Here is a 19,409-nt window from a genome sequence, read left to right as displayed (position 1 = left end):
TCGCCTACGCCGCGCTCGGGATGCCGCTGGAGTTCTCAATTTAAGCGTCAAAGCTCGAAAATGCGCGCCGAAATTCTCAAATATGATGTCAACGCGCCGCGCGAACAGGGATTTTCTAATCAAAGGATGTATCCTGACAACGTCCTCCATCGCCGCGACGAAGCTGGCGTCGGCCTGCGGGGGAATCACCCACTGCTGCTTGCGATGGGGTTTGAGAATGTTTTTTTAAGACACGACCGATCGTGCTGTCGCTCGCCGTCTCGACGATTTCGAGCTCGACGACTTTCTTTTCCAGCAGCCGCAACGTCCAGCGCGCATAGCCTTTCGGCGGCGTCGAGCAGGACAGGGCGATCAGCCTGGCTTCCTTCTCGCCGTCAAAAATCCGCGGCACGGAGGGACGCGTGTGCGGCTTGCGCGTCAAGACCGCGGCGAAGCCCTCCTCTATGAGCTGCTTGCGCACCCGATAGACCATCGACGCGCTCGTCTCCAATTGTTCGATGATCTCGCCGTCGCTCAAGCCTTCGCCCGCCTCGGTAACGTCCGCCTTCAGCAAAATTTGAGCCTTTATCAGCGTCTTCGCCCCATACTTGCCCTTGCGCAGCATGGCTTCCAGATGCGCCCGCTCCTCGCCGCTCAAGCGCACCACATACCGCTTCACGCCGACTGCTTCCCGCGCCATCTTCGCCTCCTGAAGGTCGAATCAATGGCAGTAGCGAATCAGGGATAGCCAGCCGGGGGAAGCGCCCTATTCAAATTCGCTGAAGCGACCCACTAGCAGGACCGGTACACTTTTGCGCCGCCGTAAAAATAACAGAGCAAAGCCGGTTTAGTGGTACACTTTGCGTCCGCCATTTAGAGCTGTAGGACCTTGCCACGCGACGATTATTTGCTCGTTCGCCGTCAGCACAAGTCGATAAAGGTCTGCATCGGCATCTTTCGTGAAACATCAGCGGCCTTGATGCGTAAACCACTGATTATAGGTACAAAACTCTATGGAGCGTAACCGAACGCTTGGTTGAGCCGCGAGATTGCGACGCCAACGTTGATCGCGGCGTTCGCCTGCATACGCTGGGCCTCGAGTTGGATCTGCCGCACGCGATAGAGGTCGAACGCGCTTACCTCGCCAATTCGATATGATTTGCGCGACAGTTCGAATTGTTCATCGGCGACTGAGAGTCGGTTGTTGGCGATTTCAGCGGCGCGCCGCGTAGCAGCGAGCATCACGCGCGCCGCCTTTATCTCCGCCGTTACGACGCGCTTGGCGCGATCATATTCGGCCCGGGCGCGATCCATTTCGGCTCGCGCTTCTGCGCGTCTCGGCGCATTGCGACCAGGTGTTGGCAATGGAATGCGAATGCGAACGCCAATAGTGGTCGAATCCGTGCGTTGGTTCGAGACGATTTGCGAAGGGTCGGTCGAATACTGATTGTTGTATTCGCGCCGTCCGAACACGCCGATATCGGGACTGGCGATGGGTGTCGCGTCGACGAGCCGCAGCTGGGCTTCAGCTCGTACGAGCGCTGCCCGCGGCGTTCGCAAAGCTGGATGATCTTCTATATCAGTTGCGGGACGCACCGATTCGAGCGTGCCCTCCGGGGGCGCGCCGCCAGTCAGCGCCATGTAGTTCACCCGAGCAACCTTCATGGCGCCTTCCGCCTGGGCGAGCTCCGTTTCGGCGGCGAGTGTCTCGTTCGTCGCGAGCAGCGCGTCGCTCTGGGCGGCGTCGCCGAGTTCGACGCGGCGGGTCATATCCCGGCCGATATCATGGGCTGTCATCACGCGCGTCCGGGCAACGGCGACATTTCGCGCCGCGCGACTCGCATTCCACCAGGCGTCACGCAATAGGCCCGCGACATCCAGCCGACGTAACGCGAAGCGTTGCTCAACTTCGCGAATCCCGGTCGTCACCGTCGCCTCAAAGGCGTCGCGCTGCCCCGGCAGCCATAGGGGCATGCCGGCTTCCATTTCCAGTTCATTGTAGTTGCGTAAGTTTCCGGATAGCGCACTACGCTGCGAGCCGCCGACATATGGCGATCCTGGCGTGATCGAATTCGCGGTGGCGTAGCGCGCGGAGATCGCGCGATATTGCGCTTCAAGCGACTTGCTTTGCGCATCGATAGCGACGGCCATGTCGAGATGTTGGGCTAGCACTTGATTGGATGCAGGCTTGCGGACGCGCGGCCTCTTGTCGACACGTAACGACTTGGCGCGTTTGACCCGGACCTTCTTCTTGCCCTCGAAAAGGACTTCAACGCGCAGCATTTCTTGTGCTGGCATTAATGGGGGTGTCGCCTTAGTTTCGGCGCGTAACGCGGAAGACGTATAGGCGAGAAATATTGCCGCGACAAGGATCAACCAAGAGCTCATAAACGCGCGTCCTCGCGCCAGCGAGCCGTTGGCGATCGAGTTCCACGGGCGCTCAGCTTCTGGCGTAGAAAAAGACTAAGATTAGCGGAGCGATCGTAAAGAATCGGCAGCAGCACGAGCGTCAGCACGGTCGCTGAAATCAGTCCGCCGATGACCACGACCGCGAGGGGCCGCTGGATCTCGGCGCCCGGCCCATGTGCAAACAAAAAGGGTATTAGACCGAAGGCTGCAATGGCCGCGGTGAGCATCACCGGCCGCATGCGCCGGCGCGCGCCCTCGACGACAGCTTCGCGCGTCGTGCGCGTGCCTTCCGCGACTAGCTTGTTAATGTACGAGATCAGCACAACGCCGTTGAGCACGGCGATGCCGATAAGGGCAATGAAACCGACAGACGACGGCACAGACATGAATTCTCCCGAAAGCCACAGGGCCAGAATGCCTCCAATCGCCGCAAAGGGCACATTGCAAAATACCAGCGTCGCCTGCAGCATCGAACTGAAGGTCAGATAGAGCAGGAGAAAGATCAACGCCAGCGCGATGGGCACGACGATGGCAAGACGCGCTGAGGCGCGCTGTTGGTTCTCAAACTGCCCGCCCCATTGGTAACGATAGCCCGGCGGCGTCTTCACATTTTGCCCGACCGCCTTTTTCGCCTCGTCAACGAAGCCGACGAGATCACGTTCCGACACGTTGGCGAGCACAGTCGCGAATCGGCGACCTTGTTCACGAATCACTTGGATGGGGCCGTCCTCCGCCTGCACCTGGGCAATTTGCGACAGTTCGACAACTTTTCCTTCCGAAGACACCACCGGCAGCCGCGCGAAGTCCACCGAAGAGCGGCGCGAAGTTTCGGATCCACGAATGACAAGCGGCGTGCGTATCGGTCCTTCGAGAACAATGCCAACTTGTTGTCCGTCGACCCAGACGCGCAGCGCATCCTGGATCTCCTCAGCATTGAGACCGAAGCGTCCGGCGGCAAGCCGGTCGACGCGCGCGGTGAGATAACGCATGCCATCGTTCTGCAGGCCGAAGACGTCGCGCGCGCCTTTGATCTTACGCAGAATCTCCTCCACGTCGCGTGTGAGGCGATTGAGCTCGTTGATGTCGTCACCAAAGATTTTGACAACGACATCGCCGCGCGCGCCGATGATCATCTCCTGCACGCGCATGTCGATCGGCTGCGAAAAGGCGTAAGAAATGCCTGGCGTGGAGTCGAGCACCGCGCGGATTTCGCCCATCAACCAGGCCATGCCCTTGCCGCGCCATTCGTTTGGCGGCGCGAGTGAGAGGAAGTTGTCGGTATCGTTGAGTCCGACAGGGTCGATGCCGAGTTCGTCAGCGCCGGCGCGCGCCATCATGCCCTTGACTTCGGGCACCCGACTCATGATTTCGCGTTGAATGCGCATGTCGGTCTCGGCGGTTTCTTTGACACTAACCGTTGGATGTTTGCGCACAGTGATGACTGGCGTTCCCTCGTCCATCACCGGCATGAATGTCTGGCCGATGCGGGAATAGGCGACGCCGGCGACAATAAGGCCGAAGAAGGCGATGGCGGCGACCCACGACGGCTTCGAGAGCGCGCGCAGGAGCAAGGGCTCGTAGATCGCGGCGATCTTGCGCACGAGCCAGGGCTCGTCGGAATGACCGGGCCTGAGCAGCGTGGCGCTCAGCGCTGGCACCACGGTTAGCGACAGGACGAGCGCAGAGCCGAGGGCGAATGCGATGGTGAGCGCGACGGGCGAAAACAAACGACCTTCCAACCCTTCGAGCGAGAGCAACGGAAGGAAGACGGTGACGATGATGATAACGCCAGAGACAAGCGGCGTTGCGACCTCTTTCGTCGCCTCCAGAGTCATGAAAATGCGGTCAGAGAGAGTCGCGTCATGCGCATTCGCCATGCGATGCTCGACATTCTCGACGACGACAACGGCGCAGTCGACGAGCAGGCCGATGGCGATAGCGAGGCCGCCGAGAGACATGATATTGGCGGAGAGGCCCGACAGCCGCATGATGCCGAAGGTCGCGAGCGCGGCGAGCGGCAGGATGACCGAGACGACGATCGCCGCGCGCAGATTGCCCAAGAATAGTGCAAGCAGAACCACGACGAGGACGATCGCTTCGAGTAGAACCTTTTGCACCGTCCACACCGCCTTGCCGATCAGTTCGCTGCGGTCGTAGAAGATTTCGAATCTGGCGCCCTTTGGTAGGGTCGGCTCGAGTTCGGCGAGTTTCGCCTTGACGCCACTTACGACGGTGCGCGCATCGGCGCCGCGCAGGCCAAGCACGAGGCCCCATACCGCCTCGTCCTCGCCATTGCGGACGACGACGCCGTTGCGCGCCAATGAGCCATAGCGCACTTCTGCCACGTCGCCGACACGCACGATGCCGGAGTCGTGCGCCGCGATGACGACCGAGCGAATATCGTCGAGAGAACGTAACCTCCCTTCGGCGCGCACCAGCAGCGCCTCCTCGCCGTCCCGTACGCGGCCGGCGCCGTCATTTCTGTTATTGTTTCGAAGGCTCGAATCGAGCATCTTTACTGTAACGCCGCGCGCCGCCATGGCGGAAGGCGATGGCGCGACTTCGAATGTGCGCACGAAACCGCCAAGTCTATTGAGATCAGCGACGCCAGGCAGGCCGCGGAGGGCGGGACGAATCGTCCAGTCGAAAAGCGTGCGCTGTTCCGACGGGGATAAATCACCGCCCACGATTGTGAACATCAGCATCTCGCCGAGCGGCGTCACGATCGGCGCAAGCCCGCCACTGACGCCATCGGGTAACTGATCCTGGGCTAAGGCAAGCCGCTCATTGACTTGTACGCGCGCCCAATAAATGTCGGTTCCCTCCTCGAATTCGAAAGTCAGCAACGCCACCGAATAGCGCGTGATGGAGCGCATCCGGACAAGATGAGGAATACCTTTAGCGGCGAGTTCGATCGGCGCTGTGACGCGAGCTTCCAGCTCCTCAGGCGTGAGGCCCGGCGCACGCATGGCGACCAGCACCTGTGCTGGAGCGACGTCAGGGAAAGCGTCGATTGGGAGTTTGAAATAGCTGACGGCGCCCCAGACCGCGAGTCCGAGCGCGGCGATGAGAACCAGGAGCCGTTGTCCAAGCGCAAGGCGGATCAGTTTTTCGAGCATTGTTTCCTGATTACTTCGCGGCCGCGGCGAGTTCCGCCAGCAGGGTCAATAGACCGCCTGTCGCGACGCGTTCTTCAGCTTTCAAAGACCCCTGCACGGAGGCGAATTGCGGCGTTTCGGAAACAAGGGTCACGGGTCGTGCGACGAAACCGTCCGCTGTACGCACGAACACCCAATTGTGATTCTGGTGGCTGACGACCGCATCCGCTGGAACACGCCATTGAGTGCGTGAATTGCCATTGATGTGTAGGATTGCTTGCACAGCCTGGCCAGGGCGCAGCGGGCGGCGACCAGGACGAAATTCGGCTACGGCATTTACCGATTGCGTGGGAGTATCGACTGAGCGGCCAATTCGAATGAGTTTGCCGTCGAGGCCGGCGATCGGCAGGTGCACACGGTCGACACTTTCAAGTGCTGCAGCGCGAATAATCGGTATTTGCAAATTAACCCAAATCGGATCAAGGCACGCGATCGTAACAAGGGGCGTCGAGGCTTGAACGCGCTCGCCCGTTTTGCCATGGCGCTGCAGAATGGTGCCGGCAATCGGCGCGCGCACTTGGAGGGAACTCGCGAGTGTTCGTTCGCGCTGCAATGAGGCGACGTCCTCGTCTGACATTCCGACGAGCGACAATATTTGCTTACGTTCCTCTAGCGCTGAGCGCGCCTGGATAGCTTCGGCTCGTGTGACGATTAGACGTCGCTCCGCAATGATATGTTCTTTGAACAGTTGTTCGTCGCGCCGCAGTTTCTCGGCTGCTAGATTCGCAGCTGAAAGCGCATGGAGAAAGCTTCTCTGCGCTTCGATCAGGTCCCAAGATTTCAGCGTGGCGATAGGCGCGCCCTGCTTCACATCTTCGTCAGGTACGACAAGCAATGTTTCGACGAGGCCTGCAGCCGGCGCAGCGACAACACGCATTTGCTGCGGGGGGACGGTGACGACCCCCGGCACGACTAGTTCGCCCAAACTCGACTCATGCACTACTAGCTGAGTCTCGATCCCACCCGCACGGATCTGCGCTTCGTTGAACTGAAGAACGACTTCGTGACCTGCGCCAGCGTTCGTTTCCGAACTCGCCCGGACGGGAATGGCCATTGTAAGGGCCAGGAGCAAGCGCTGAGCGCCAAGGTATCGGGCGTGATGCATTAGACCTTCTGGGGAATTAACGGATTCTGGCCATTAGGGGCAGCGAGCTGCGGCGTGTTCCGAGGGAGGTTGATTGCTGCTTACTGCATCATTCTCGATGCCAGCATGTCGGCTCGGGAGTTGCGTTATTGTCCGTTCCAGGAACGTCGGCGGATAGCGTGCGCATGCGCCATGATGACGCGTCCAACTAAGCGATTCGCTTAATTACGTCGATCAACCGTGGCGTCGAAGCTGCTGTGCGCATAGGGCTTTCACCTTATTGGGTCTGCTGTCCACATGTTCAACTCAATTGCGTCGTGCTTGGGCTCCACCGTCTGGATTGAGCCCCAAGAGTGACCGTTGCATTCATTTTTCGCAAACGCAAAATTGTTGAAAATAGAACAAAAGAAATTTATATGTAAAATATGGACGTCAATCTAGCGAAGACCTTCTTGGAAGTGGTTGCGAGTGGAAGCTTCATTGCTGCTGCGGATCGTCTACACCTGACGCAAGCAGCGGTGAGCGCCAGAATTCGAACTCTAGAAAGTCAGCTCAAGCGACCACTCTTCGTTCGCAATAAAGCGGGCGCGCGTCTGACGTCGGCGGGCGAACGCTTCGCGCGCTACGCGACGACGATGGTTCAGTTATGGGAGGGCGCTTGTCGACAAGTGGCTCTGCCCGTGGGGCGAGCGAGTGGTTTCAGCATAGGTGGAGAATTCAGTCTCTGGTATCCGCTCCTAGCAGATTGGCTCATATGGATGCATGCGGAATCGTATGAAACAGCGATAACAGCGGACGTTGACACCCCTGCGCGACTTCTCGAGCGCGTGCAGGAGGGCTCGCTTGACCTCGCCGTTCTCCATAATCCGCCGCAACGGTCTGATCTTGTCTGCGAACTGCTCATTGAAGAGAAATTGATTCAGGTAACAACCGACCCAAAGGGTAGAATCGATCCAAATGAGTATGTTTTCGTCGATTGGGGGCCAGAATTCGCTGTCAATCACCAGGCCGCTTTTCCCAAGCTGAGCATTGCGCCCTTGTCAATATCGCTGGGTCCGCTCGCGTTGACCTTTATACTGAGCGTCGGCGGAGCGGGGTATTTTCGTATTGGCGGTGCGCAGCCATTTTTGGCCGACGGACGGTTGCATCGTGTAAGTCGAGCTCCTGAGTTCTCATATTCCACGTACGCCATCTACGCCACGGGGCGCGAGGATGATGTCATGCAACGCGTCCTTAAGGGATTACGGTTGGTGGCGTCAGGTCACGAGAGGGCGGGAATACCGCCGGCGATCGGTGCGAGAGCGTTGTCGCGAAATTTATCGCAACGATCTCCGTCGAAGAAACGGAGAAAGTCAGCAAGAGGTACTGGTAGCGCAATCGTCGCTCAGAACGACTAGCACGCTGTTGAAACGGCTCTGATGGGGTGGACGCCCCCCGACGGCCTCGATGTGCCAGAGTGGAGGTGTTGAATCTCACTCGAGGGAGGCGTCCATGAAAAAAGTTAGCACTATCGGATTGGATTTGGGGAAGCCAGCCGCGCGCTAATTGCGCCTGCACCCAATTGCGCTGACGACGTCGAATGAATGCGCCGACGCCCACGCCAACCAGGCTGGCGGCCATACCAGCGCCAATGCCCGCAACGATCGCCTCGGCGAAACTGCCGTAGATGGTCCAAACGGCGATCGCGCCAGCAATGGCGCCAACATAGAAGAGCAGGCCGATGAGCGCAGCTTTGCCTTCATTAAGCGACTCGGCTTCGATGTAGGAAATGCGAGGAGCTTCATCGCTGTCCTCGATCTCGACCGAGCGTTTCGATCCAATCTTTTCGCGCGTCTTCGCGTCTTCGGTGAGCAGGCTGATTTCGGATCGATCGAATCCATGAGTCATCAAATAGTCAATGGCGGACTGCAGCTTATCAAGCGAGTCGAACAGGCCTACGGCTTCGGAAAATTCGCGAGACTGTTCGAGCGCAGTCGTTTCATTCGATTCCATGGAGTTCCTCCCGAAGCTCATTACTCTTGAATCGAAGCCGGCCTCTGTGTGCGCCCTTGCCCATCTGAGCGGTCATTTGCCCTGTGATCGGCGTATCAAATATCAGCATGCCCCCGCTTGAAGCCTTCGACAAGGCCAAGCGCTAACGGAGCCCCGGAGAAAAGCTCTTCCCAGGACAGATGCTGCATGAAGCGTCCGCACATAGGCGGGACGATAGCGCCAAGGCCACGCAAAACCAAAAAAGCCTCGCGAGCGCACGTCCGCACGGCGGCTGAGCAGCTGGATCCCGGCTGAAGTTGAAAAAAGGCCCGCGGCCGTGAACCGCGGGCAAAGGAGATTGGAGCGTCGCGATGAAGGCGACGCCGGCCAAATTGCGCCGAGGCGCGCTGAGGCAAGCGTGGCAGTCAGATCATAAGGGTCACGCTTGGCCATTGATGGCGCGACCCCACGCAATGCGCGCATAGGAGCGCATATGCTGAACCAGTCCGATTTTCGCCAACCCTTCAGGAAGCGCGGTTTGACGCCGACGCTGCAGATCGAGCGTGGCGCGTTATGCCGACTATCCGCGGGCCAAACAGGCCCTCGACCGTTTGGGGCTCCTGCTCGACCATCCTCGGGGAAGGAGGAGGCCTTCCGTTGCGATTTATGGCGACAGCGGCATGGGCAAAACCATGATCATGAAGCGATTCCGTGATGAACACCCGCCGGGCTTCAATGCGGTCACGGGAGCGCTCCGAACGCCTGCGCTCGCGATGGAGATGACCAGTCGACCTGGAGAACGCCGCTTCTATGCTGAACTGCTCACGCTTCTTGGCGGGCCGCAGCGTCCGCGCGCAGACATTGCGCAGATGGTGCAGTCCGCATTGCGGATCTCGGTGTTCAAGTTCTTGTTATCGACGAAGTCCACAATATTCTCGCCGGTTCCTATCGCGAACAGAGAGTCGTGCTGAACACCCTTCGATTCTTGAGCAATCGCCTTCAAATCTCGCTTGTTTGCTTTGGCGTCAACGAAGCGCGCGAAGCCATCAGCGGTGACGTTCAACTTGCCCGCCGGTTTGAACAGTTCACGCTGAACCGTTGGGCGGCGGATGAAATTTGAATCGCTCGTCGCGTCCACTCTGCGTAACACGCCGCTACGTAATCCTTCCGTGCTCAGCACGAAATCATTGCGTTGGATGCTGCAGCAACGGGCGCGAACTGGCGCATTCTTACAATTAAGCGCAGCGTGACAGACGGGCTCGCATCGCGGTCAGCGCGTTCCCGGTCGATCATCAGCGCCACGTCGTGGATGGTCTCGAACAGAAAACGGCGCATGAAGCGGCGAAACCACCAGTAGATGGTTTGCCAGGGCGGAAAATCCTTGGGCAGCATGCGCCAGCCGCAGCCGGCGCGGGCGATGTAGCGGATGGCGTTCAAAACCTCGCGTGGGTCGACCGAAGGCTTGCGCCCTCTGCGCGCAGGTGAGGGAAGGAACGGCTCAACGCGCTCCCACTCCTCATCGGTCTAATCCGTCGGGTAACGTTTGGTTTTCTTCTCAATGGCGGCCATCTTGGCGCGATTCGCTCGGGTCCACATCCCTAGCTTGAATCACGCCCCTATCTCCGTCGCAACCATTCTCAAACGGTCTCTCAGGGCTGCTCCATCAGTTCCTCGGCGGAAAGCCGTGCGAGCGATTGTTTGCGCTTCTTGGACGCGTAGCTTGGATAGGCGAGCCAGACGACTCCCGAGAGCAGGATGAACGCCATTGCGCCGAACAGAAAGACGTCGTTGAGCGCGAGGATCGACGCCTGCTGTCGAATGAGCTGCGCCGCGCGGCTCTGCGCGGCGGTGGGCGACATGCCCATCGCCTGCATGCGATCCAGGAAAGTGGCGAGCAGGTCGAGCGAGGCGAAGCGCCGTCCGCCGAAATGATCGGCGAGATCGAGCTGATGGAACGGCGTTCGGCGGAAGAAGAGAACGCCGAGCAGCGAGATGCCCAGGGCGCCGGCCACGGTGCGCAGCATCGCGAGCTCTTCCGCCGCGCGGATCAGTCGTTCGCCGACGAGCCCGGTCATGGCGAGGGTCGCGAGCGGCGCAAAGAACATCGCGAGCGAGAAGCCGAAAAAGAACATCGGCGTCTTGACGTCATCGAAATAGGCGTTCTTGTCGTATTGTCCGAGCCAGACAAAGGTCACTGCGAGACCGATGAAGTTGAGGAACACGATCAGTCGCGCGTCGACGTTCCTCGTGATTTCATGCACGACGGCCGCGGCCGCCATCGCCAGAAAAATCATGATCAGATAGACCATGCCGGCGAGCGAGGACGTGTAGCCGAGCAGCACCTGCAATTGCACGATGAACACCGAGAGCAGGCCCTGAATCACCAGGAAGCCGACGATCGAGCAGAAAGTCGCGATGGCGAAGTTGCGATGCAGAAACAGACGCAGGTCTAGCGCGGGCCGTCGTTCGCCGAACTCCCAAAAGATGAACATCGGCAGCGCCAGCAGCACGACGAGCAGCAGCCATCCGAGGAGAGGCTCCGCGAACCAGTCGAAATCATTGCCCATGTTGAGAATCGTCTGCACGCCGAGCAGCACCGCGGCGAGCAGAATGAAGCCGATCGTATCGAAGCGCGTCATGCGGCGCTGAAAGCCGCGCCGGTAGAACAGCGCGGCAATGATCGCCGCGACGGGCATCACGACCAAGACGTTGGAATAAAATAGCCAGCGCCAGTCGAAATATTCGGCCCAGAAGCCGCCCATGAATACGCCGATGGTGAAGGGCGCCATGCTCATGACGCCCCAGAAGCCGACGCCGAGCGTGCGCTGGTGATCCGGATATTGCGCAAGCGTCACGGATTGGGCGAGCGGAAGGGCGACGCCGCCGGCAAGGCCGAGGAGAAATCGCATCGGCGCGAAAAACCAGATGGTTTCGCTCGCCGCGCACATCAGCGAGAAGATGGCGTAGAACATGAGCGCGCCGATCAGCACGCGATAGTCGCCGAAGCGCCCGGAGAACCACCGCGACAGTGGCAGGCCGAGCGCGATTCCCACCATGTGGTCGGTGGTCGCCCAGGTGCCGAAGCTCGGCGTCACGCCCTGCAGACTGCCGGCGGCATAGGGCGCGAGCACCGTGTAGCCCGGAACGTTCGAGAGCATGACGACATTCGCCGCCCCCGCCGCGCCATTCAGCAGCAGGAATCGCCAGCCTATCATTCGGGCCGGCCTATCCATGATCGCCACCCTCGCTCCGTTCTATAATCGCTACTGGGCGGTATTACGCGACATCATCCGCGGTTGTCGACTAGAGCAACGACGGACTCCGACACAATGTAGAGCAGGGGTCATCAGCCGCAGGCGGTTGAGCGCGAACTCGATCGCCGGGACAAGGATAACTGAATCGGACCTAAGCCTGTCAATGGTGAAAGTAGCAGGAAGAACATCAGACAGGACGCCATCCTTGGGTGAAAGACAGAAAATTGCTCACCGATCACGCAAGCTGCATCTTTGCCGTCTTCATCGGCTAATTGCGTGCCCGTTGTTGGATTCAAAATTGGCGGGTTGATACAAAGGCTTGGCAAAATGGTAACGTGGCTGTTTGCTATCAGTATCAGCCTCAGCATGGCAATTTCCGTAGCGTGAACCTGTCCCATTCAGCAGTCATCTTCGTCCCCGCCGTCGTCATCTGCTGTTTCTTGGTCGGCAAGTCGTTCTGGATCGTATTCCAGACGGTCTGACGCGGCAATCGATCGACGACGTGGAGCGCGGCGCAATGGATTCAGATTGGGTGCCCGGGAAATCCCCTTTGCAAAGGATCGCGCTGTGTCCGATGGGTGCGCTGCGGCAGGCATTCACCATTCGCGAGGCCAGCAGCAATCAGGGCGTTGTGCTGCCTTCCAACGTCCGGGTTACCCAAGCGCCTCGCTCAGCCAGTTGTGCGACATGGTCCGTACGCGCTCATGCTCGGGCTAGACACCTACACCGCCGCGAGTGGTGGAAGCGTCCAGGGCTATCCGGTTTTTCACCATCTTGAGCGTGTGGTGGACGGAGGGATCATCTGGGCGCCCGCCATTGAAGGCGGCGTCGTGCGCACGACCTGCAGCGGTGACTTCGAGTTAGATATCGGTCGGGACATATCCGTTGGTTACACGAGCTATTCCAGCACGGCCGTCGAACTGAATTTTCTGGAGACCTTCACCTTCCGGCTGCCGACGACCTAGGCTTCCGTGGTGCTGGCGCCGGGCATAGACTTCGGATCCATCTGTTTGGGAGAAGCGCTTCTTGGAACCGGGAGGACGCGGCGATGGCAAGGAAGTTTAAGATCGGCGATCATGTGAGCTGGAACTCCGAGGCCGGACGCGTGTCGGGGACTATCATCGCCATTCACATTAGAGATTTCGATTATAAAGGCCACACGCATCACGCGTCGAAAGACGATCCCCAGTACGAAATCAAAAGCGACAAGACAGATCACATCGCAGCGCATAAGGGCGGCGCGCTCGACTATGCATAACGAAGGCCGCGCGTGAAGCTTCCGTTTTTCACCATCGGCCATTCCAACCGAACCCTCGAGGCTTTCATCGGTCTACTGCGCGAAGCCGATATCGCTCTTGTCGCGGACATCAGAACGATTCCGAAGTCACGAACCAATCCACAGTTCGACAAGAACACGCTTCCCGGCGCCTTGGCGGCCGTCGCCATCTCTTATGAACATATGGCTGCCCTCGGTGGCCTTCGTGGAAGGTCACGCGGCATATCTCCGACTGTCAACGCCTTCTGGACGAACGAGAGTTTCCACAACTACGCCGATTATGCGCTTACTGCACAGTTTCAGGCAGGCCTCCAACACCTCTTGGACAGAGGACGCAAGCGGCGCTGTACCATCATGTGTTCGGAAGCCGTATGGTGGCGATGCCACCGCCGCATCGTCGCCGATTATCTTATCGCCAGCGGGGAGACCGTTTTCCACATTATGGGGGAAGGTCGTCTGGAGCCGGCCCATCTCACTCCAGGCGCGGTCATTCAACCTGACGGCGCCGTGATCTATCCGTAGTCCGCCGCTCGCAGCATTGGCAGCGCTTCGACGCCAGAGCTTCGAGCAACGCCTCGATGCTCGCGCCCAAGCGAACAAACCCGGCCACACGCCTAAAGCTAAAAATATTTCTGCATCGGGAACGCAGCACGGAATGGTCGCATCTAATATACAGGGCGCAAGTGCGGAGAAAAACTGAGCGGCAGCTACCGCTCTGCACAGAAATATCGTACCGTCGGGAACCCCCGTAAAATCACGCTGGTGCGATAGCGGAGGCGCTATGAGTTTTAGCGCCTCCGCAGCCCGTTTACGAAGTAATGAGAGCCTATCCAGCGCTTGTGTTGTCGCAGGATGTTTTAGAGCTGACCGTACTCTGCCGCTCGACGTGCTCGGAAGCTTTCTCTTTTCCCCCAAAAAAATCTCGTGCAACGGGAACGCAGCGCGAAAGGGTCGCATCGAATATACGGGGCCGCATCGAGTCGATCACACCGGCCGCTACGCAAACTGATCGACCAAGGAGAACCGTCATGACACGCGTGCAGATGTTCCACCGGGCCGTTAATCGCCGCCTCGCCCTTGCGGGCTTCGCCGCCGCACTTATGGCTACTCCCGTTTTCCGCCCGACCGCCGCCTATTCCGTTAACACCTCGCACACCGAAGCCGCGCAGATCATTCGCAGCCCGAGCGGACTCGCGCTCAATAATGCGATGCGTGAATTGTGGGCTCAGCATATGGAATGGACCTATGCGGCAGTCACGGCCTTGGCCAACGGCTCGCCATCTTTCGACGCCACCGCAGCGCGGCTGATGCAGAACCAGGCCGATATCGGCGACGCTATCAAGCCCTTCTATGGCGATGCAGCTGGTAACGCGCTCACCAAGCTGCTTCAGGAGCATATCGGCGCAGCCGTCGAGGTCGTGAAAGCCGCCAAGGCCGGCGACAAGCCGGCCACCGACAAGGCCGTCGCAGCCGCCTACGCAAACGCGCAGGAAATTGCCGATTTTCTCGCCAAGGCGAACAAGAACTGGCCGCAAACCACGGTACGCGACATGCTCAAGGGGCATATCGACACAACTGTGGTCTACGCCACGGGGCTTTTGCAGGGCAAATATGCCGACGGCATCGCCGAATATGGAAAGGCCGAAGCTCATATGATGATGCTGGCCGATGCCCTGACCAACGGTTTGATCGCCGCCTTCCCAACGAAGTTCGAGAATTAGTCGGACAACGCCAAGGGCGACGACGGAACGGCGCCCCGCCATTGCCCGTACGCCCGGAAAGGAGCCGTGATACTCATCGACGCGTTGATCGCTTTCGCGATGGTCGCGGGCATGATGGAATTGCTGCGCGATCCGGAAGACGCGGCGCGCGCGATCCCTATAGCGGCAGCGCCGGCAAAGGCACGCCGGTAGCCTACCTGTTCAATGAATGGAGGCGAAAATGCAATCACTTCAGCGTCAGGCGGCAAATAGCTTCTCGAAAACCACGCCGGAGGCAGAGCTGATCTCGCGCGCCGCTGACGGTGACGGAGTGGCGTTCGAAGCCATCATGCGACGGCACAACCAGCTTCTGTTCCGTACGGCGCGTAGCATCGTGCACAATGATGCGGAGGCGGAGGATGTCGTCCAGGACGCCTATCTGCGGGCGTGGCGCGCGCTTGGAAACTATCGCGCCGAGAGCAAGCTCTCTACCTGGCTTGTGCGGATCACGACCAATGAAGCGCTCGGCCGCTTGCGGCGAAAGAGTGCCCAGATCATTCCTTTGGAAGCTGCCATGACGCCCCATGAATCTGAAGCCCAGACAGCGCTGAACGATGAGCCTGAGCGTAGCCCAGAACAATCGATGATGCGGGTTCAGATGCGCAAGCTCTTGGAGGCGCGCATCGACCTTCTGCCGGAGGCCTTCCGGACGGTGTTCATGCTGCGCGCGATCGAGGAGATGAGCGTCGAAGAAATCGCCGAGGCGCTGGAGATCCCCGAGGCGACGGTGCGTACGCGCTTCTTCCGAGCTCGCAGCCTGTTGCGCGAAAGCCTTGCCCAGGAGATGGACGCGGGCTTAAGCGACGTTTTCGCCTTCGCCGGCGAGCGGTGCGACCGCATCGTGACCGGTGTCCTCGAACGCTGTAAAGCGGAAGGGCTGGCCAGCGAAGAGTAGCGGCGGGTCGAGAGCCCCGTACCTCAGCCGCATAAGCCTGCTTGATGGAACTATTCGGAAGGGAAGATATGAGGTGGGATAGCCGGACGCTGAATAGGGCATAAGAGGGCCGGAGGCGGTAGACGCAGCCTAAAAACCGGGCGCGCCAACCGTCGCTAGGGGATTTGCGCTGGCGTTGGCAAAAATGGGACCGAGGAATCCGTCCAGATTGAAGGGAAGGGGCGTCCTGCTTATCACGCGTTCCCAAAAGGCGCGCAGGCGCTCGACGCGCTTTTCCAGATGATTGCCGCAAATGATCACGACGTTGATCGCGCCGATCGAAATGCCGGCGAGCCCCTTCGGACAATATCCCCGCCGCGAGCGCCCCGAACGGGCCCGCCTAATAGGCGCCGAGCGCGCCGCCGCCTTGAAAAACCAGCGCGACAACTTCTTTATTCGTCATGCGCTCATGCGCCGCCGCTCCGCATCTTCCGCGCGCGTCGCCCCTGGATCCTCCCATTCCACCGTCGGCGTGTTGCGGCCTTTGCCTTCCACAACTCTGAGCCTATTTTGGACAACGTCGGAAAAGCGCTCCAGATCCGAATTGACCCTTTTTTCTGAACCAGCCTGCCGAGGCAGTGGGAAATCGGATATTCGGCATCTATGTGGCGATGATGGCTCTCTCGGGCCATCTCGACTCGTCCGTGCCGGCCTGCGCGATCGCCGACGTGCCGACCGCTTCCGCGACATGTGGACAGGGCGGATCTGCGCGCTGGCGCCGAGACGATGGATCCATTCGACTACTTCAAATTCCGTTACTACGAGAAGTGGCTCAGCGGCATCCCCATTCCTCGTCGACAAGGGATACCTGCGCGAGGACGAATTAGCCTCGCGGACAAGCGAACTGCGTGGCGAAGCGGCCAGGCCGGACGGCGCTCGGCCAGGGGGACCCGATCGGGCTGAAGCCATCGACGAGCAGATCATCGCATATCTACGCAGCGGCGACAGCCCGCGGCGCGACGTCGCGCATCCGAAGTTCGCCGTCGGGCAGCGGGTCCGGATCGCAAATGTCCCAGCTGGCGCGCACACTCGCCTGCCCGGCTATCTGCGGGGGCGGAGCGGCACGGTGGCGCAGGTGCTCGAAGGCGACTACGCCTACTTCTGGCACACTGGCGACGGCATCGGCGATCCAATGCCCGTCTACATCGTCGAGTTCACGCCGACCGAATTGTGGGGTCCCGCGCGCGGAACCCGGCGCGCAGACGCTTTACGCCGAACTGTTCGAGGCATACTTGGAGGAACCTGCATGAGCGGCCAGTTCAAGTATCCGCAGGACCGCGAGAAGTCCAGCGCGGCCAAAGTCGCTGCGCTGAAATCGCTTCTGATCGAAAACGGCGTCATCACGCCCCAGACCGTCGATAAGGTGCTGGCCTACTTCGAATCGGAGATGACGCCGCTCAACGGCAAGAAGATCGTCGTGCGGGCGTGGACCGACGCGGGCTTCTTGGCCCGGCTGCTGGCCGACACCCCGGCCGCAATTGCCGAACTCGACCTGCCCGAGGGAATGGCCGGCGCCGAGGCGAGCACCTGCGGGCGGTCGCCAACGCGCCCGGGGTGCACAATCTGATCATCTGCTCGCTCTGCTCGTGCTTTCCATGGCCGGTGCTGGGGTTACCGCCGTACTGGTACAAGGATCCGGTATTTCGCGCCCGCGCGGCCCGCGAGCCGCGGAAAGTGCTCGCCGAGGTTGGCGTCCACCTGCCCGAGGAAACGGAGATCGGGGTGTGGGACAGCAGCGGGACGGCGCGGTGGTTCGTAATTCCTGAAAGGCCAGCAGCGACAGAGGATTTTACTGAGGCGCAGCTGATGGAGCTCGTGACGACCGAGTCGATGATGGGCGTCGCGCTGGCCGGAGCGCCATCATGAGGTTGCACGGATCCTGCACCACTGATCAGGGAGCGCCGCGGTTTGACCACGAGTGGCAGTGACGCGAGTTCGGCTTGGCCATCGCGTTATCGAATTCGGCCACTATCGCTCAGCTGCCCGCGGCGGTTCGCGGAAGAAGTCGTCGATATCTATATCGTCGCGGTCACAAGGGCGAAAAACCCCAGCGCAGCCCACACCCGTGGCGCGCGACGCTTTCCCTGCAACGCCTTCGCGATCTGCGGGGAATCCGCGTAGAAGAAGGAATGGTGTCGCAAGAGAAGGCCTATTGATCTTCCCCTCCCCTCTGTGACATTCCGCTTGGTTTCTAACGAGAGGCTCGCGACCTGCGCGCTCGATGTGTGCGTTGGTGACCGAGCGCCAGCCCATCATCAATTCCAAAGGGGAAGTCAACGATGCCTCCAATTCCGCGATATCGCGCTCAGGCGAGTCAAAACCCTGTGGCGATCTTTCTTTCCGCGGGTTTCCGCCCCTTCTTCCTTTTTGCCGCGCTCTGGGCCGCTGTCGGGCTGCCGCTCTCCATCGCCTATCTGGAGGCGGCGGCCGAACTGCCGACACGCTTCGCGCCCTCTCTCTGGCACGCGCATGAAATGGCCTTCGGTTTTGGCGGCGCCGTCGTCGCGGGATTCTTGCTGACGGCCATTCCAAACTGGACCGGTCGGCTGCCCCTGCAAGGCGCGCCGCTCGCCGGCCTCGTCGCCCTTTGGCTTCTCGGCCGCATCGCCGTCCTGACTTCGAATAGTGCGCCTGCGCTTGTCTCCGCGGCGCTCGACCTCGCTTTCCCGGCGGTCTTTATCTTCGTTGTCGCGCGCGAGATCGCCACGGGGCGAAACTGGCGCAACTTGCCCATGGTCGCCGCTCTCGCGCTTCTGTTCTTCGGGAATCTGCTCACGCATCTCGAAGCGATGGACCTTGCCGCGACGGGCGCCATCGGGGCCCGCGTCGGCGTCGCGACCCTCATCATGCTCATCGCCATCATCGGGGGGCGCATCGCGCCGAGCTTCACCCGCAACTGGCTGGCGAAGAATTCGCCAGCTGAAGTGGAGCCCGCGCCTTTCGGCGCGCTCGATCGTTTCGCGCTCGCGGCGACGCTCGTGGCGCTCGTCGCCTGGGTCGCGTTTCCCGACGCCGGACTTACCGCGGCTCCGCTCATTATCGCCGGCGCGGCGCTCTTTCTACGTCTTATCCGCTGGCGCGGCGTCAGCACGCGCGCGGAACCGATGCTCTTCGTGCTGCATCTGGGCTATGGCTGGGTGCCCTTGGGCTTCCTGCTCATCGGCGGCAATGAACTATGGGGAGTCGCGGGTCCTGCCGCGCCTCTGCATGCCCTCACCGTCGGCGCCATCGGAACAATGACGCTCGCGGTGATGACCCGCGCAACGCGCGGCCACACCGGTCGCCCGCTCCTCGCAGATCGGTGGACGGCCGCGATCTACGTCGCCATAACTTTGGCGGCCATCCTGCGCATCGGCGCGCCTTTCATGGGCGAGCACTACTTCGCAGCCCTCGCGGTCGCCGGCGGGATGTGGAGCCTGGCCTACGGCCTCTTCGTGGTGCTCTATTTCGGGATGGTGACGACGAGGCGCTTGCATCAAACCGCCTAAAGGCCAGTTCCCGGAAAGGTCGACCAAGCTTGCCGACGTTTCTCACCCGAGGGCAAACATGCCAAGCGGGCTATGCTTGCGTGCGATGCTATAAAT

At 60.3% G+C, this 19,409-nt stretch carries 12 protein-coding genes, 5 pseudogenes and 1 riboswitch; of the genes and pseudogenes, 10 read left to right on the top strand and 7 right to left on the bottom strand.

Going from position 1 to position 19,409, the window contains the following annotated elements; genetic code table 11:
• Positions 1–115: 115 nt before the first annotated feature.
• From ACR65W_RS08025 to ACR65W_RS08010, 4 genes are all read right to left on the bottom strand, one after another.
• The gene (locus ACR65W_RS08025; protein WP_434500822.1) at positions 116–679 is read right to left on the bottom strand and encodes a helix-turn-helix domain-containing protein; all 564 of its coding nucleotides are present in this window, start codon (positions 677–679) and stop codon (positions 116–118) included.
• Between the two features lie 311 nt (positions 680–990).
• Positions 991–2,277, bottom strand: coding sequence for a TolC family protein (locus ACR65W_RS08020; protein ID WP_109026883.1), 1,287 nt, complete (start codon positions 2,275–2,277; stop codon positions 991–993).
• 86 nt (positions 2,278–2,363) lie between these two features.
• Positions 2,364–5,507 carry an efflux RND transporter permease subunit gene (locus ACR65W_RS08015; protein ID WP_109026884.1) on the bottom strand — a complete coding sequence of 1,048 codons (3,144 nt, stop codon included), beginning with the start codon at positions 5,505–5,507 and terminating at the stop codon, positions 2,364–2,366.
• Positions 5,508–5,517: 10 nt separating this feature from the next.
• Positions 5,518–6,600 (bottom strand): efflux RND transporter periplasmic adaptor subunit, encoded by a 1,083-nt coding sequence (locus ACR65W_RS08010; RefSeq protein WP_245435086.1) that lies wholly within the window; start codon positions 6,598–6,600, stop codon positions 5,518–5,520.
• A gap of 455 nt (positions 6,601–7,055) precedes the next feature.
• Between ACR65W_RS08010 and ACR65W_RS08005 the strand changes: the two are divergent.
• Positions 7,056–7,544 (top strand): annotated as a pseudogene (locus tag ACR65W_RS08005) (LysR family transcriptional regulator); the annotation flags it as partial.
• A 319-nt stretch (positions 7,545–7,863) separates the two neighbouring features.
• On the opposite strand, the gene ACR65W_RS08000 reads toward ACR65W_RS08005, so the two are convergent.
• On the bottom strand, positions 7,864–8,622 hold the full coding sequence (locus tag ACR65W_RS08000; RefSeq protein WP_245435143.1) for a DUF3600 domain-containing protein: 759 nt from the start codon (positions 8,620–8,622) through the stop codon (positions 7,864–7,866).
• Between the two features lie 548 nt (positions 8,623–9,170).
• Between ACR65W_RS08000 and ACR65W_RS07995 the strand changes: the two are divergent.
• Positions 9,171–9,806: pseudogene (locus tag ACR65W_RS07995) on the top strand (TniB family NTP-binding protein); the annotation flags it as partial.
• Between the two features lie 46 nt (positions 9,807–9,852).
• Here ACR65W_RS07995 and ACR65W_RS07990 read toward each other — a convergent pair.
• Together ACR65W_RS07990 and ACR65W_RS07985 are read right to left on the bottom strand one after the other, a co-directional pair.
• Positions 9,853–10,197, bottom strand: a pseudogene (locus ACR65W_RS07990) (transposase); the annotation flags it as partial.
• A gap of 53 nt (positions 10,198–10,250) precedes the next feature.
• Positions 10,251–11,816 carry an MFS transporter gene (locus ACR65W_RS07985; RefSeq protein ID WP_245435089.1) on the bottom strand — a complete coding sequence of 522 codons (1,566 nt, stop codon included), beginning with the start codon at positions 11,814–11,816 and terminating at the stop codon, positions 10,251–10,253.
• Between the two features lie 115 nt (positions 11,817–11,931).
• A riboswitch (Fluoride riboswitch) is annotated at positions 11,932–11,991 on the bottom strand.
• A 544-nt stretch (positions 11,992–12,535) separates the two neighbouring features.
• Here ACR65W_RS07985 and ACR65W_RS07980 point away from each other — a divergent pair.
• From ACR65W_RS07980 to ACR65W_RS07945, 8 genes and pseudogenes are all read left to right on the top strand, one after another.
• Positions 12,536–12,820 (top strand): encapsulin, encoded by a 285-nt coding sequence (locus ACR65W_RS07980; protein ID WP_245435091.1) that lies wholly within the window; start codon positions 12,536–12,538, stop codon positions 12,818–12,820.
• 83 nt (positions 12,821–12,903) lie between these two features.
• A complete protein-coding gene (locus ACR65W_RS07975; protein ID WP_109026888.1) occupies positions 12,904–13,113 on the top strand; it encodes a DUF2945 domain-containing protein in 210 nt (69 codons plus the stop codon).
• Between the two features lie 12 nt (positions 13,114–13,125).
• Complete coding sequence (locus tag ACR65W_RS07970; protein ID WP_109026889.1) at positions 13,126–13,653, top strand: DUF488 domain-containing protein; 528 nt, start codon at positions 13,126–13,128, stop codon at positions 13,651–13,653.
• Between the two features lie 506 nt (positions 13,654–14,159).
• Positions 14,160–14,852, top strand: coding sequence for a hypothetical protein (locus tag ACR65W_RS07965; RefSeq protein ID WP_109026890.1), 693 nt, complete (start codon positions 14,160–14,162; stop codon positions 14,850–14,852).
• A 208-nt stretch (positions 14,853–15,060) separates the two neighbouring features.
• Positions 15,061–15,786, top strand: a complete 726-nt coding sequence (locus ACR65W_RS07960; RefSeq protein ID WP_246716396.1) for an RNA polymerase sigma factor — start codon at positions 15,061–15,063, stop codon at positions 15,784–15,786.
• A gap of 292 nt (positions 15,787–16,078) precedes the next feature.
• Positions 16,079–16,999: pseudogene (locus ACR65W_RS07955) on the top strand (SH3-like domain-containing protein); the annotation flags it as partial.
• A 72-nt stretch (positions 17,000–17,071) separates the two neighbouring features.
• A pseudogene (nthA, locus tag ACR65W_RS07950) lies at positions 17,072–17,691 on the top strand (nitrile hydratase subunit alpha).
• A gap of 413 nt (positions 17,692–18,104) precedes the next feature.
• Positions 18,105–19,313, top strand: a complete 1,209-nt coding sequence (locus ACR65W_RS07945) for an NnrS family protein (RefSeq protein ID WP_109026892.1) — start codon at positions 18,105–18,107, stop codon at positions 19,311–19,313.
• The last annotated feature ends 96 nt before the right edge of the window (positions 19,314–19,409 follow it).

Origin of the sequence: Methylocystis sp. (genome assembly GCF_051062815.1) — a bacterium.
GTDB lineage: Bacteria > Pseudomonadota > Alphaproteobacteria > Rhizobiales > Beijerinckiaceae > Methylocystis.
This window is presented reverse-complemented; position numbering and strand designations above follow the sequence as displayed.